Genomic DNA, 12,452 nt, shown 5'->3' with positions numbered 1-12,452 from the left:
GTCTTGGGGTTGCGGCATTCTACTGGAATTGGGAAGCACTATGGACATCCCTGAGTTGCTGGCCTTGTGCATTGCACAGGGCGCGTCGGACTTGCACCTTAGCGCAGGTTTGCCGCCGATGCTGCGGGTTGATGGCGAGATTGTCCGCAGCGAGATGGCGGCGCTTGAGCCGCAGCAGGTGCAGGCCATGCTCCAGGGCCTGATGAGCGAGGCGCAGCGGGCGGAATTCGCGGCAACCCTTGACCTGGATTTTTCCTACGAACTGCCGGGAATCGGGCGTTTTCGGGTGAATGCCTTCCATCAAAGCCGCGGCGCTGCTGGGGTCTTGCGCGCCATTCCTGCGCAGGTGCCGAGTATGGAGCAGTTGGGGATGGGCGAAGTGTTTCGCCAGATTACCGCCGTACCCCATGGCCTGGTGCTGGTAACGGGGCCGACCGGGTCCGGCAAGTCCACCACCCTGGCAGCGATGATCGACCACCTCAATCAACACCGCCAACAACACATTCTCACCATCGAAGACCCCATCGAGTTCATCCATTCGCCCAGGCAGTGCCTGATCAACCAGCGCGAAGTCCTGCGTGATACCCGAAGTTTTGCCGCGGCGTTGCGCGCGGCCCTGCGCGAAGACCCGGATGTGATCCTGGTGGGCGAGCTGCGGGACCTGGAAACCATTCGCCTGGCATTGACCGCCGCAGAGACCGGGCACCTGGTGTTCGGCACCCTGCACACCACCTCGGCGGCGAAAAGCATCGATCGGCTGGTGGACGTGTTTCCGGCCCAGGAGAAGGCCCTGGTGCGTTCGATGTTGGCCGAGTCGCTGCAGGCGGTGATCGCCCAGGTGCTGGTCAAGCGCATCGGCGGTGGGCGGGTGGCGGCGCACGAAATCATGCTCGGCAGCCCGGCGATCCGTAACCTGATCCGCGAAGACAAGGTGGCGCAGATGTATTCGGCGATCCAGACCGGCGGCGCGGTGGGCATGCGCACCCTGGACATGAGCTTGAAGGCGCTGCTGAGTGCGGGGCTGATCAGCCCGGAACATGCTCGGGAGAAGGCCCGGACGCCGCAGGGGCTGTGAGCGAGGGATTTTGTGCGGCGCCAGAAACGCCATCGCCGGCAAGGCGACCCCGACAAGGCCATGAGACCTGTAGAGGCCGGCTTGCCGGCGATAGAGGTGTTGCGTTCGGGCTGGCGGTCAGCGCTGAACCACACGCAGTGCATTCTGCTCTTTAGGCAGGACGCGCTTGGCAACCACGTAGTGGTTATCCCAGTACGGCTTTTTCAGGGTGTCGATCGACACGGCCTTGCCACGGCGCGGGGCGTGGATAAAGCGGTCATTGCCCAGGTAGATGGCAACGTGGTTGACCTTGCGGCTCTTGATGTTGAAAAACAGCAGGTCGCCCGGCTTGAGGTCCTTGCGCTCGACCTTCTGCCCATGGCCGCTGGCCATGGCATTGGACGTGCGCGGCAGATCCACCGCTGCCACATCATTAAACGCGTATTTCACCAGCCCGCTGCAATCGAAGCCTTTACTTGGGCTGCTGCCGCCCCAACGATAGGGAGTACCCAGGACGTTGACGGCGCGACTCAGTACGTTGCTGCTCTGCTTGGTCGCCATTTGCGGGACCAGCTTGCTGTCGGCCTTGCTCAGGTGAGTCGGGCCCTTGATGCTTTGCTTGTTCTTGGCGGTTACCGGCGAAACATGGGATTTCGGGGTGTAACCGTTAATGTTGGGAAGACGTTGCTCACGGTTGGTGGCGTGGGCGGCCAGTGGCATTAATAGGCAAATGGTTAGCCATGTCTTGAAAAATGGACGCATTAGGCAAGGCTCTTATGGGTTAGCGCGCAACTTTATAACAGCTTTTTTGTCTGTTCCGAGGCCGTTTGTCGATTCAACCTGGAGGTCAACTTCTGCAAAGTAGCGGCAAATTGACGCAATCGTCCGCCAGAACTCAGGCGGTACGGGGCTTTGGCGGGAGGGACTTTAATATTTCCCATACGTCGGCAGCCTGTAAAAAAGTCACAAAGAATTAAAGAATATTTATCTATTGCGTGGAATGAGGTCATCAATGAACACCTATCGTCAGGATGTTTCACCGCAGGACACCCACAGCAAGGTGATCGGTTATCTGTTGTGGATTTTCGGTTTTACCGGTGCGCACCGCTTTTATTACGGCAAGCCGGTGACCGGTACGATCTGGTTTTTCACCTTAGGCTTATTGGGGATTGGCTGGCTGATCGACCTGTTCCTGATTCCGGCCATGGACCGTGAAGCGGACCTGCGGTTTACCGCCGGCCCGGTCGAATACAGCGTGGCCTGGGTGCTGCTGACCTTTCTCGGGGTGTTTGGCGTGCATCGCATGTACCAGGGCAAATGGATCAGTGGCCTGTTGTACCTGCTGACAGGCGGGCTGTTCTTCCTGGGTGTGCTCTACGACTTCTGGACCCTGAACGATCAGGTCTCCCTGGAAAACGCCAAGCGGCGTTAACCTGACTCAAACAGCGGCTACAACCTGTAGCCGCTGCCGAGTCGTGCGAGGCTGCGCTGGCCCTTTGCATCAACCAGCACCCACCTGCCACATCACCGCGCCTACAGTCACGCCTGGTAGCTGATGCGCCCATCCACCAGGGTGTAGCGCACCATGCCGGGCAGGCTGTGGCCGATGAACGGGCAGTTTTCGCCTTTGGACAGCCAGTGTTCACCGGCCACGGTGGAGCTGGCCGGGTCGAACAGCACCAGGTCGGCCGGGGCGCCTACCGCGAGCTTGCCGGCAGGCAGGCGCAGGGCATCGGCCGGGCCGGCACTGAGGCGGGCGAGCAGGGTCGGCAGGTCCAGCAAGCCATCTTCCACCAGGGTCAGAGCCAGTGGCAGCAATAGCTCGACGCTGCTGATGCCCGGCTCGGTGGCGCCGAACGGCGCCAGCTTGGCGTCGCGCTCGTGGGGTTGGTGGTGGCTGGAAATGGCCTGGACCACCCCGGATTTCACCGCCTCACGCAGCCCGTCGCGGTCCGCCCGCGAACGCAGGGGCGGCTGCACGTGATACAGGCTGGAGAAGTCGATCAAGGCTTCATCCGTCAGGATCAGCTGATACAGCGCCACATCGGCAGTCACCGGCAGGCCGCGAGCCTGGGCCTGGGCGATCAGCGCCACACCCCGGGCGCTGGTCAGCTGGCTGAAGTGCGCGCGTACGCCGCTTTGCTCCACCAGCAGCAGGTCCCGGGCCAGGGCCACGGTTTCTGCGGTCTCTGGAATCCCCGGCAAGCCGAGGAAGCTGGCGGTGGCGCCTTCGTGGGCCAGGCCGCCTTCGGCCAGGTCGCGGTCCTGGGAGTGGAAAATCACGGTCAGGTCGAAGGTTGCAGCGTATTCCAGGGCACGGCACAGGGTGCGGGTGCTGCGAAAGCTCTCCAGGCCATTGCCGAACGCCACGCAGCCGGCGTCGCGCAACGCGATGAGTTCTGCAAGCTGCTCGCCTTCCAGGCCTTTGCTCAGGGCGCCGATGGGGAACACCTTGGTATTGCCGGCTTCGCGAGCACGGTCGAGGATCAGCTCGGTCACCGCCGAGGTGTCCAGCACCGGTTTGGTGTGCGGTGGGCAGCACAGGCTGGTGACGCCACCGGCAGCGGCAGCCCGGGTTTCGCTGGCGATGCTGCCTTTGCGGCTGTAGCCCGGTTCGCGCAGGGCGACACTCAGGTCCACCAGCCCGGGGGCGGCCACCAGGCCTTTGGCGTCGATGCGTTGGGTGGCGTTGAAATCGGCCGGGGCAGCGCCAATGGCGACGATCTTGCCGGCTTCCAGGTGCAAATCAGTGACTTGATCCAGCCCGCTGCTTGGATCGATGACGCGGGCGCCGAGAATGCTGAGCTTCACTGGGCGTTCTCCTGCTCGAATTGTCGCTGGGCGGTCTGCCCGCTCATGGCCATGGACAGTACGGCCATGCGTACCGCGATGCCGTAGGTCACCTGGTTGAGAATCACCGAATGCGGGCCGTCGGCCACCGCCGATTCGATCTCCACGCCGCGGTTGATCGGGCCCGGGTGCATGACGATGGCGTCCGGCTTGGCTCCGGCCAGGCGCGCGGTGGTCAGGCCGAACAGGCGGTAGAACTCGCCTTCGCTGGGCAGCAGGCCGCCCTGCATGCGCTCGCGTTGCAGGCGCAGCATGATCACCACGTCGACATCCTTCAGGCCTTCGGTCATGTCGGTGTAGACCTTGACCCCGTACTGCTCGATGCCGATCGGCAGCAGGGTCTTGGGCGCGATCACGCGGATGTCCGGGCAACCGAGGGTCTTGAGGGCCAGCATGTTCGAACGGGCTACCCGCGAGTGCAGGATGTCGCCGACGATGGCCACCGACAGGTTCTCGAAGCCGCCCTTGTGCCGGCGGATGGTCAGCATGTCGAGCATGCCCTGGGTCGGGTGCGCGTGCCGGCCGTCGCCGCCGTTGATGATCGCCACTTGCGGGCACACGTGTTCGGCGATGAAGTGCGCGGCGCCGGAGTCGCCGTGGCGCACCACGAACATGTCGGCGGCCATGGCTTCCAGGTTGCGCAGGGTGTCGAGCAGGGTTTCACCCTTGCTCGCCGAGGAGGTGGAGACATTCAGGGTGATCACGTCCGCCGACAGGCGCTGGGCCGCCAGTTCGAAGGTGGTGCGGGTGCGGGTGGAGTTTTCGAAGAACACGTTGCACACGGTTTTGCCGCGCAGCAGCGGGACTTTTTTCACCGCCCGGGCGCCGACTTCAAGGAACGAGTCGGCGGTGTCGAGGATTTCTGTCAGCAGCTCGCGGCGCAGGCCGTCGAGCGACAGGAAGTGGCGCAGCTGGCCCTGATCATTGAGCTGCAGCGGGCGCTTGGCGTCTGGAGGCGTCATCGCAATGGACTCTTTAAAGGGGCGTGTCAAAGGGCGAGGTCTTGCAGTTCGAGTTGCAGTGGCGCGGGGCCGGACAATTTTACCCGTTCGTGGGCGGCCAGCGACAAGGTCGCACCCACCACATTCGGGCGGATCGGCAGTTCGCCGGCGTCCAGGTCCAGCAGGCAGACCAGGGTCACGCTGGCCGGGCGGCCGTAATCGAACAGTTCGTTGAGGGCGGCGCGGATGGTCCGGCCGCTCATCAACACGTCATCGATCAGCACCAGGTGCTGGCCTTCAATCTCGAACGGCAGCTCCGAAGGCCGCACTTGCGGGTGCAGGCCGTTCTGGCTGAAGTCATCGCGATAGAACGACACATCCAGCGTGCCCAACGGTGCGTCGCTGCCCAGCGCTTCCAGCAGGGCCTGGGCGACCCAGACACCACCGGTGCGAATACCGATATAGCGCGGCTCGCTGATCTTGCGCTTGGCCAGGTGGGCGTTGAGATCAGCGGCCATCTGGCTGATCAGTTCGACGGGATTGGGCAGGCTCATGGTTGCTCCTTCGTGGGCCCGCGCCCGGCTGCGTGGAGCCGGGTGCGGAGTCTTACGGCTGGTGTTGTGGCCAGGAGGCGTGTGGCTGGGGCAGCCACGCATCTTCAGGATCGGGCGGTTCAGTGTTCGAGCAAGGCTGCGTTTTCGTCGAGCCAGCCTTGCAGCAGCAGGGCGGCGGCGATGGCGTCGACCGGGTTGTCGCGGTAGCTGCCCTTTTGCCCACCCCGGGTCAGGCGTTCGCCCTTGGCCTCGAAGGTGGTCAGGCGTTCATCGTGGGTATAGAAGGGCAGGTTGTAGCGGCCGTTGAGGCGCCGGGCGAACTTTTCGGCGCGCACGCACATGTCGCTGGGGCTGCCGTCCATATTCAGCGGCAGGCCGACGACTACGGCGTCGGGCTTCCATTCCTTGATCAGGGCTTCGACCTGGTTCCAGTCGGGAATGCCGTTTTGCGCCTTCAACGTGCACAGCTCGCGGGCCTGGGCGGTGATCGCCTGGCCGACGGCGACGCCGATCTGTTTGGTGCCGTAGTCGAAACCGAGGATCAGTCGCAAGGCCATCAGGCGTGCCCCGCCTGGCTGGTGAGCAGGTTGAGGTTGATCCCCAGGTGCCGCGCGGCCGCTTCCAGGCGCAGTTCGCTGCTGGTGTTGAACAGGATGTCGGCATCGAACGGGCAGGTCAGCCAGGCGTTGTCGGCCAGTTCGGCCTCCAGTTGCCCGGCTTCCCAGCCGGCGTAGCCCAGGGCGATCAGGCTTTTCTGCGGGCCTTCACCGTCGGCGATGGCGAACAGCACGTCCTGGGAGGTGGACAGCGCCAGGCCTTCGAGCTCGACCGTGGCCTGGAAGGTCAGGCCGCTGGGGTGCAGGACAAAACCGCGATCGGTCTGCACCGGGCCGCCGCTGAAAATCGGCACGTGCTCGCACAGCAGTGGCGTTTCAACATCGGGGCGCAGTTGCTCGAGGATGTCGGCAAGGCTCAGTTCCTGCGGGCGATTGACTACCAGCCCCATGGCGCCATTGGCGTTGTGCTCGACGATGTAAGTCAAGGTGTGCGCAAAGTTCGGGTCGGCCATATGGGGCATGGCGATCAGGAAGTGATGCTTGAGGTAACTGGGGCTGACGTTTTTCATGTGCGCTAGTGTGGCGTTGGAGGGGCAAACTGACAAGCTGGTGATCATTGCGGTTGGCCCGGTGGCGTGGGGCCAGCTGCTGGCTTCGGTCCGAAGTGCCGGGTCGAGGGCGAGCAGGCTCCCTGGCCACGGACAGGGCGTCAGTTGCTGGAAAGCTTGTCGCCCCGGGCAAACTTCCAGGTGCGAATGATTTCCAGGCGGTCGATATCCGACAGGTCACCGGTAAAAGGGGCAAAAGGCGCGGCCAGGCGCACGATGCGTTGCGCCGCCTGGTCCAGCAGCGGCTGGCCGGACGACTCCAGCACCAGCACTTCATACAGCGAGCCGTCGCGGTTGATCGAGACCATCAGTCGCAGGTTGCCGTAAATCTGCTTGCGCCGGGCTTCCTCGGGGTAATTGAGGTTGCCGATGCGCTCGACCTTCTTGCGCCATTCGTCCTTATACCAGGCGCCCTTGTCGCGCATGGTCGAGGCCGCGCTCAGGCGATGGATGCGCGGGCGCTTGGCATACAGCTGCTGCTCATTGGCCAGTTCGGCTTCGAGGCTGGAGATCTCGCTGGACAGCTGCGAGCTGTCGAAGGTCGGCGCCGCAGGCTTGGGCGCGGCTTCGGTCTTGACCTCTTCGCGCTTGGTGACGGTCTTTTTCGGTTTTGGCGCGGTGGTGGCGACGGCGGCCTTGGGCGCGGCTTCCTTGACCTCGGGCTTGGCGGCGGGCGGCGGCGTGACCTTGTTCACCTGGTTGTCCTGGAACGGCGCAACCTCGGTGGTCTTGGGGATCGCCTTCTTGTCCAGTGTGCCGCTGCCCTGCTGGTTGTCCTGGGCCAGGAAATCGGCCTTCTTCGGCTTGGTCTCGCTTTTGAAGGTGGCGAGGGTGATTTCCAGGGTCTTGGTGATCTGCTTGGGTTCGGCGAAGGAGAAGCCCAGGCCGAGAATCAGTGCCAGGTGCAGGAGGGCGGCGAGAAACAGTGTGAAACCGAGACGATCAGCCGCACGCACACCGCTATGCGCGAGCTCGGGAGGGAGGTCGAGGGGCAGGTCGGACGGGAGTGTCATCGGTTCAACATCACAGGAGGCATCACAAAACCAACATCGCGCGTTTCACAGGCGGCGCATGATAACGCAATGTTGGTTTCAAGCTGCGAGCTTCAAGCGACAAGCGACAGGCTGTACATGATCCACATCAAGCTTGTGGCTTGCGGCTTGCCACTTGCAGCTTGGCCTCGATGGCATCCATCAGCAGCGCACCGATGTTGGTGCCAAACGCATTGTCGATTTCGCGGATGCAGGTCGGGCTGGTGACGTTGATTTCCGTCAGGTGCTCGCCGATCACATCCAGGCCGACGAACAGCAGGCCTTTCTCCCGCAGGGTCGGGCCGACCTGAGCGGCGATCCAGCGGTCCTTGTCGGTCAGCGGGCGGGCTTCGCCACGTCCGCCGGCGGCAAGGTTGCCCCGGGTTTCACCGGCGGCCGGGATTCGCGCCAGGCAATAAGGCACCGGCTCGCCGTCGATCATCAGGATGCGCTTGTCGCCATCCTTGATCGCCGGCAGGTAGGCCTGGCCCATGATCTGCTGGGCGCCCAGGGCGGTCAGGGTTTCCAGGATCACCGACAGGTTCGGGTCGCCGGCGCGGTGGCGGAAGATCGAGGTGCCGCCCATGCCGTCCAGGGGCTTGAGGATCACGTCGCCATGTTGTGCGGCAAATTCACGCAGCACGTCCGCGCGGCGGCTGACCACGGTCGGCGGCGTGCACTGCGGGAACAGCGTGGCGAACAGCTTCTCGTTGCAGTCGCGCAGGCTCTGCGGCTTGTTGACCACCAGCACTCCGGCGCGCTCGGCCTGCTCCAGCAGGTAGGTGGAGTAGACGAACTCCATGTCGAACGGCGGGTCCTTGCGCATCAGGATGACGTCCAGATCGCTCAGCGGGCTGTCGATTTCGTCTTGCAGCTCGAACCATTTTTCCGGGTTGGCAAAGACTTGCAGCGGACGCATGCGTGCCCGTGCCTCGCCCGCGCCCTGGTAGAGGTCGCGCTGTTCCATGTAGAACAGGGTCCAGCCGCGGGCCTGGGCGGCCAGCAGCATGGCCAGCGAGCTGTCCTTTTTATAGGAGATGCTGGCGATAGGGTCCATGACAATCCCGACGCGAACGCTCATGGGCTGTTTCCTCGAAAATTTAGTGGGCGCAATGGCTTGAAAAAGTGGCGTCAGAGTGGCGCTCGGGCGGTTCCCGGTCAAGGAAAAACCGCCTTGCCGGTCGGCCGATAGATTGCATTCTGAGAGTATGCTAAAAAGGCTCGCATGCCGCGCCCAGGCCTTGAACATCAAGGGTTTGGGGCTTTACCAGGCGGTACCGGCATTAAATCGATTCGCTGTGGCGATGGTAGAGCAGAATATGGAACAGCATTCCAGCGCCTTGAAGGTGATGGTGATCGATGACTCGAAGACGATTCGCCGCACGGCTGAAACGCTGCTCAAGAACGTGGGCTGTGAAGTCATCACTGCGGTTGACGGTTTCGAGGCCCTGGCCAAGATTGCCGATCATCACCCCGGGATCATTTTTGTCGACATCATGATGCCGCGCCTCGATGGCTATCAGACCTGCGCCCTGATCAAGAACAACAGTGCCTTCAAGTCCACGCCGGTGATTATGCTGTCCTCCAAGGACGGTCTGTTCGACAAGGCCAAGGGCCGCATCGTCGGTTCCGACCAATTTTTGACCAAGCCCTTTAGCAAGGAAGAACTGCTGAACGCGATCAAGGCCCATGTCCCGGGCTTCGCCGCAGTAGAACAAGCACATTGACGTTCAGCCAAGGGGCCGAACGCCTATTCGTATGGGGAAGACCATGGCACGTATTCTGATCGTCGATGATTCGCCGACTGAAATGTACAAACTGACCGGCATGCTGGAAAAGCACGGTCATGAAGTCCTCAAGGCCGAAAACGGCGCGGACGGCGTCGCCCTGGCCCGCCAGGAAAAACCCGACGCGGTGCTGATGGATATCGTCATGCCAGGCCTCAATGGCTTCCAGGCGACCCGCCAGCTGACCAAGGACGCCGAAACCAGCCATATCCCGGTGATCATCATCACCACCAAGGATCAGGAGACCGACAAGGTCTGGGGCACCCGCCAGGGCGCCAAGGACTACCTGACCAAGCCGGTGGATGAAGAAACCCTGATCAAGACCCTGAACAACGTTCTGGCCGGCTGACGGCCAGCGCCATGGCCGAGTCGCAAACCGCGTTCGAGCTGCTGCTCGATATCGATCGGCGCTGCCGCCTGCTGGCGGCGGACCTGCCGTCCCAGGAAACCCGCCAGCACAGCTGGAGCGGGATCGGCTTTCGCATCGGTGAGCAGTGGTACGTGGCGCCCATGGGCGAAGTCAGCGAAGTCCTGCATGAACCGCGCTACACCGTCCTGCCCGGGGTGAAATCCTGGGTCAAGGGCGTGGCCAATCTGCGGGGGCGGCTGCTGCCGGTCATGGACCTGTGCGGTTTCCTCGGCCATGAGCTCTCGGCACTGCGCAAGCAACGCCGGGTGCTGGTGGTCGAGCACAAAGAGGTGTTTGCCGGGCTGATGGTGGATGAAGTCGTCGGCATGCAGCATTTTGCCCAGGACAGCCTGCAAGCCAGCGTGACCGAGCCGGCCCAGGGGGCGATCGCGCCCTACCTGCAAGGCCGTTTCGAACGCGACCAGGTGTGGCAGGTGTTCAGCCCCTTTGCCCTGGCCGGTTCCTCGGGATTTATGGATGTAGCGCTGTGAACCGCCAGGCATCGCCGCCGCGGGGCCCGTCATGAGCGCTGTGCACTTACAACGCGGGCATGCTCGCTCGCCACAGGCCTGATCGATGATAAAAGCCAAAACCGCCAAGCCCGTGGAAGGTTCGCGCAGCCGCTCGCAGATCATCGTGCTGTTTATCGCGCTGATCATTTTCATCATGCTGCTGTTCGCCAACTTCGCTTACCTCAACACCCAGGCCACCTACGACAAGCAGTACATCGGCCACGCCGGCGAGCTGCGGGTGCTGTCCCAGCGCATTGCCAAGAACGCCACCGAAGCCGCCGCCGGCAAGGCTGCCGCGTTCAAGCTGCTGAGTGATGCGCGCAACGATTTTGCCCAGCGCTGGGGTTACCTGAAAAAAGGCGACCCGGCCACCGGCCTGCCCGGCGCGCCGCTGGCCGTGCGCGATGAAATGCACGCCGTGCAGCAGGACTGGGAAAAACTGCTGAAGAACACCGACGCCATTCTTGCCAGCGAACAGACCGTGCTGTCCTTGCATCAAGTGGCCGCGACCCTCGCCGAAACCGTGCCGCAACTGCAGGTGGAGTACGAGAAGGTGGTCGAAATCCTCCTCCAGCGTGGCGCGCCGGCGGCCCAGGTGGCCGTGGCCCAGCGTCAGTCGCTGCTGGCGGAACGGATCCTGGGCGCGGTGAACACCGTGCTCGCCGGGGATGAGAATGCGGTCCAGGCCGCCGATGCCTTCGGGCGCGATGCGGCACGCTTTGGCCAGGTGCTGAACGGCATGTTGCAGGGCAATCCGGCGCTGAAGATCAGCCAGGTCGAAGACCGTGATGCCCGCGCCCGGCTGGCCGAGATCTCCGAGCTGTTCGAGTTCGTCTCGGGCTCGGTGGATGAAATCCTCGAAACCTCTCCCGAGCTGTTCCAGGTTCGCGAGTCCGCGAGCAATATCTTCAGCCTTTCGCAAACCCTGCTCGATGAAGCCTCGCGCCTGGCCAACGGTTTCGAGAACCTGGCCGGTGGCCGCTCCCTGGACACCATTGGTGGTTATGTCCTGGGGTTGCTGGCGCTGATGTCGATCATCCTGATCGGCCTGGTGATGGTGCGCGAGACCAATCGCCAACTGCGCGAGACCGCTGAAAAGAACGAGCGCAACCAGAACGCGATCATGCGCCTGCTGGATGAAATCGAAGACCTGGCCGACGGCGACCTGACGGTGACGGCCTCAGTCACCGAAGACTTCACCGGAACCATCGCCGATTCGATCAACTATTCCGTCGACCAACTGCGCGACCTGGTGGCCACCATCAACCTCACCGCCGGCCAGGTGGCCGGTGCCGTGCAGGAAACCCAGGCCACCGCCATGCAACTGGCCGAAGCCTCGGAGCATCAGGCGCAGCAGATTTCCGAAGCCTCCACCGCGATCAACGACATGGCCCAGTCCATCGACCAGGTCTCGGCCAACGCTGCCGAGTCGTCGGCGGTGGCCGAGCGTTCGGTGGAGATCGCCAACAAGGGCAATGAGGTGGTGCACAACACCATCCACGGCATGGACAACATCCGCGAGCAGATCCAGGACACCGCCAAGCGCATCAAGCGTCTGGGTGAGTCTTCCCAGGAGATCGGCGACATTGTCAGTCTGATCGACGACATCGCTGACCAGACCAACATCCTCGCCCTGAACGCGGCGATCCAGGCCTCCATGGCCGGGGACGCCGGGCGCGGTTTTGCAGTGGTGGCCGATGAGGTGCAGCGTCTGGCCGAGCGCTCTTCGGCGGCCACGCGGCAGATCGAGACCCTGGTGCGGGCGATCCAGACCGACACCAACGAGGCGGTAATCTCCATGGAGCAGACCACCTCCGAAGTGGTGCGCGGTGCGCGCCTGGCCCAGGACGCCGGGGTGGCCCTGGAAGAAATCGAAGGCGTGTCCAAGACCCTGGCGGCGCTGATCCAGAGCATTTCCAATGCGGCGCAGCAGCAGACCTCATCGGCCGGGCAGATTTCCCTGACCATGAACGTGATCCAGCAGATCACCTCACAAACTTCGTCCGGTTCCACCGCGACGGCTGAAAGCATTGGCAACCTGGCGAAAATGGCCAGCCAACTGCGGCGTTCGGTGTCCGGCTTCACCTTGCCGGCCTCTCGGGAACTCGCCCCGGGTGACAAACGCTAAGGCAGACGAAGACTTTGACTG

The 12,452-nt window shown here is 63.1% G+C and carries 14 protein-coding genes; 6 read left to right on the top strand and 8 right to left on the bottom strand.

Annotated features, from left to right (window positions below):
- Positions 1–40 precede the first annotated feature (40 nt).
- Complete coding sequence (locus JFU57_RS05515; protein WP_201128408.1) at positions 41–1,075, top strand: type IV pilus twitching motility protein PilT; 1,035 nt, start codon at positions 41–43, stop codon at positions 1,073–1,075.
- A gap of 117 nt (positions 1,076–1,192) precedes the next feature.
- Here the strand turns inward: JFU57_RS05515 and JFU57_RS05510 are convergent, their stop codons facing one another.
- Positions 1,193–1,816 (bottom strand): C40 family peptidase, encoded by a 624-nt coding sequence (locus tag JFU57_RS05510; protein WP_078473535.1) that lies wholly within the window; start codon positions 1,814–1,816, stop codon positions 1,193–1,195.
- Positions 1,817–2,066: 250 nt separating this feature from the next.
- Here JFU57_RS05510 and JFU57_RS05505 point away from each other — a divergent pair, with 250 nt between their 5' ends.
- Positions 2,067–2,486: an NINE protein gene (locus JFU57_RS05505; RefSeq protein ID WP_078473536.1), complete on the top strand. Its 420-nt coding sequence runs from the start codon at positions 2,067–2,069 to the stop codon at positions 2,484–2,486.
- Positions 2,487–2,593: 107 nt separating this feature from the next.
- Here the strand turns inward: JFU57_RS05505 and JFU57_RS05500 are convergent, their stop codons facing one another.
- The 7 genes from JFU57_RS05500 to gshB all read right to left on the bottom strand — a co-directional run bounded on the left by JFU57_RS05500 (position 2,594) and on the right by gshB (position 8,676).
- Positions 2,594–3,865, bottom strand: a complete 1,272-nt coding sequence (locus JFU57_RS05500) for a dihydroorotase (protein WP_201128406.1) — start codon at positions 3,863–3,865, stop codon at positions 2,594–2,596.
- Positions 3,862–4,866 carry an aspartate carbamoyltransferase catalytic subunit gene (locus JFU57_RS05495; protein ID WP_020295802.1) on the bottom strand — a complete coding sequence of 335 codons (1,005 nt, stop codon included), beginning with the start codon at positions 4,864–4,866 and terminating at the stop codon, positions 3,862–3,864. The genes JFU57_RS05500 and JFU57_RS05495 overlap by 4 nt, the downstream gene beginning before the upstream one ends.
- A gap of 26 nt (positions 4,867–4,892) precedes the next feature.
- Positions 4,893–5,399, bottom strand: a complete 507-nt coding sequence (gene pyrR / locus JFU57_RS05490; RefSeq protein ID WP_201128404.1) for a bifunctional pyr operon transcriptional regulator/uracil phosphoribosyltransferase PyrR — start codon at positions 5,397–5,399, stop codon at positions 4,893–4,895.
- A 119-nt stretch (positions 5,400–5,518) separates the two neighbouring features.
- Positions 5,519–5,956, bottom strand: a complete 438-nt coding sequence (ruvX, locus tag JFU57_RS05485) for a Holliday junction resolvase RuvX (protein ID WP_020295800.1) — start codon at positions 5,954–5,956, stop codon at positions 5,519–5,521.
- A complete protein-coding gene (locus tag JFU57_RS05480; RefSeq protein WP_020295799.1) occupies positions 5,956–6,525 on the bottom strand; it encodes a YqgE/AlgH family protein in 570 nt (189 codons plus the stop codon). Before JFU57_RS05480 ends, ruvX begins: the two co-directional genes overlap by 1 nt.
- A 140-nt stretch (positions 6,526–6,665) precedes the next feature.
- Entirely contained in the window at positions 6,666–7,577 is a 912-nt protein-coding gene (locus JFU57_RS05475; protein WP_078473539.1) for an energy transducer TonB, read from the bottom strand.
- 127 nt (positions 7,578–7,704) lie between these two features.
- Positions 7,705–8,676 (bottom strand): glutathione synthase, encoded by a 972-nt coding sequence (gshB, locus tag JFU57_RS05470; protein WP_078473540.1) that lies wholly within the window; start codon positions 8,674–8,676, stop codon positions 7,705–7,707.
- 238 nt (positions 8,677–8,914) lie between these two features.
- On the opposite strand from gshB, the gene pilG reads away from it, so the two are divergent.
- From pilG to JFU57_RS05450, 4 genes are all read left to right on the top strand, one after another.
- Entirely contained in the window at positions 8,915–9,322 is a 408-nt protein-coding gene (pilG, locus tag JFU57_RS05465) for a twitching motility response regulator PilG (protein ID WP_020295796.1), read from the top strand.
- Between the two features lie 43 nt (positions 9,323–9,365).
- The gene (gene pilH / locus JFU57_RS05460; RefSeq protein WP_020295795.1) at positions 9,366–9,731 is read left to right on the top strand and encodes a twitching motility response regulator PilH; all 366 of its coding nucleotides are present in this window, start codon (positions 9,366–9,368) and stop codon (positions 9,729–9,731) included.
- A gap of 11 nt (positions 9,732–9,742) precedes the next feature.
- Complete coding sequence (locus tag JFU57_RS05455; protein ID WP_201128402.1) at positions 9,743–10,282, top strand: chemotaxis protein CheW; 540 nt, start codon at positions 9,743–9,745, stop codon at positions 10,280–10,282.
- Between the two features lie 85 nt (positions 10,283–10,367).
- On the top strand, positions 10,368–12,431 hold the full coding sequence (locus JFU57_RS05450; RefSeq protein WP_078473542.1) for a methyl-accepting chemotaxis protein: 2,064 nt from the start codon (positions 10,368–10,370) through the stop codon (positions 12,429–12,431).
- Positions 12,432–12,452: the final 21 nt, after the last annotated feature.

Origin of the sequence: Pseudomonas sp. TH07 (assembly GCF_016651285.1) — a bacterium.
Taxonomy (GTDB): domain Bacteria; phylum Pseudomonadota; class Gammaproteobacteria; order Pseudomonadales; family Pseudomonadaceae; genus Aquipseudomonas.
This window is presented reverse-complemented; position numbering and strand designations above follow the sequence as displayed.

Excerpts from the sequence above, each read along its gene's own strand:
- JFU57_RS05515 (WP_201128408.1), top strand. The coding sequence starts at position 41 with ATGGACATCCCTGAGTTGCTGGCCTTGTGCATTGCACAGGGCGCGTCG.
- JFU57_RS05510 (WP_078473535.1), bottom strand. The coding sequence starts at position 1,816 with ATGCGTCCATTTTTCAAGACATGGCTAACCATTTGCCTATTAATGCCA.
- JFU57_RS05505 (WP_078473536.1), top strand. The coding sequence starts at position 2,067 with ATGAACACCTATCGTCAGGATGTTTCACCGCAGGACACCCACAGCAAG.
- JFU57_RS05495 (WP_020295802.1), bottom strand. The coding sequence starts at position 4,866 with ATGACGCCTCCAGACGCCAAGCGCCCGCTGCAGCTCAATGATCAGGGC.
- pyrR (WP_201128404.1), bottom strand. The coding sequence starts at position 5,399 with ATGAGCCTGCCCAATCCCGTCGAACTGATCAGCCAGATGGCCGCTGAT.
- ruvX (WP_020295800.1), bottom strand. The coding sequence starts at position 5,956 with ATGGCCTTGCGACTGATCCTCGGTTTCGACTACGGCACCAAACAGATC.
- JFU57_RS05480 (WP_020295799.1), bottom strand. The coding sequence starts at position 6,525 with ATGAAAAACGTCAGCCCCAGTTACCTCAAGCATCACTTCCTGATCGCC.
- JFU57_RS05475 (WP_078473539.1), bottom strand. The coding sequence starts at position 7,577 with ATGACACTCCCGTCCGACCTGCCCCTCGACCTCCCTCCCGAGCTCGCG.
- gshB (WP_078473540.1), bottom strand. The coding sequence starts at position 8,676 with ATGAGCGTTCGCGTCGGGATTGTCATGGACCCTATCGCCAGCATCTCC.
- pilG (WP_020295796.1), top strand. The coding sequence starts at position 8,915 with ATGGAACAGCATTCCAGCGCCTTGAAGGTGATGGTGATCGATGACTCG.
- pilH (WP_020295795.1), top strand. The coding sequence starts at position 9,366 with ATGGCACGTATTCTGATCGTCGATGATTCGCCGACTGAAATGTACAAA.
- JFU57_RS05455 (WP_201128402.1), top strand. The coding sequence starts at position 9,743 with ATGGCCGAGTCGCAAACCGCGTTCGAGCTGCTGCTCGATATCGATCGG.
- JFU57_RS05450 (WP_078473542.1), top strand. The coding sequence starts at position 10,368 with ATGATAAAAGCCAAAACCGCCAAGCCCGTGGAAGGTTCGCGCAGCCGC.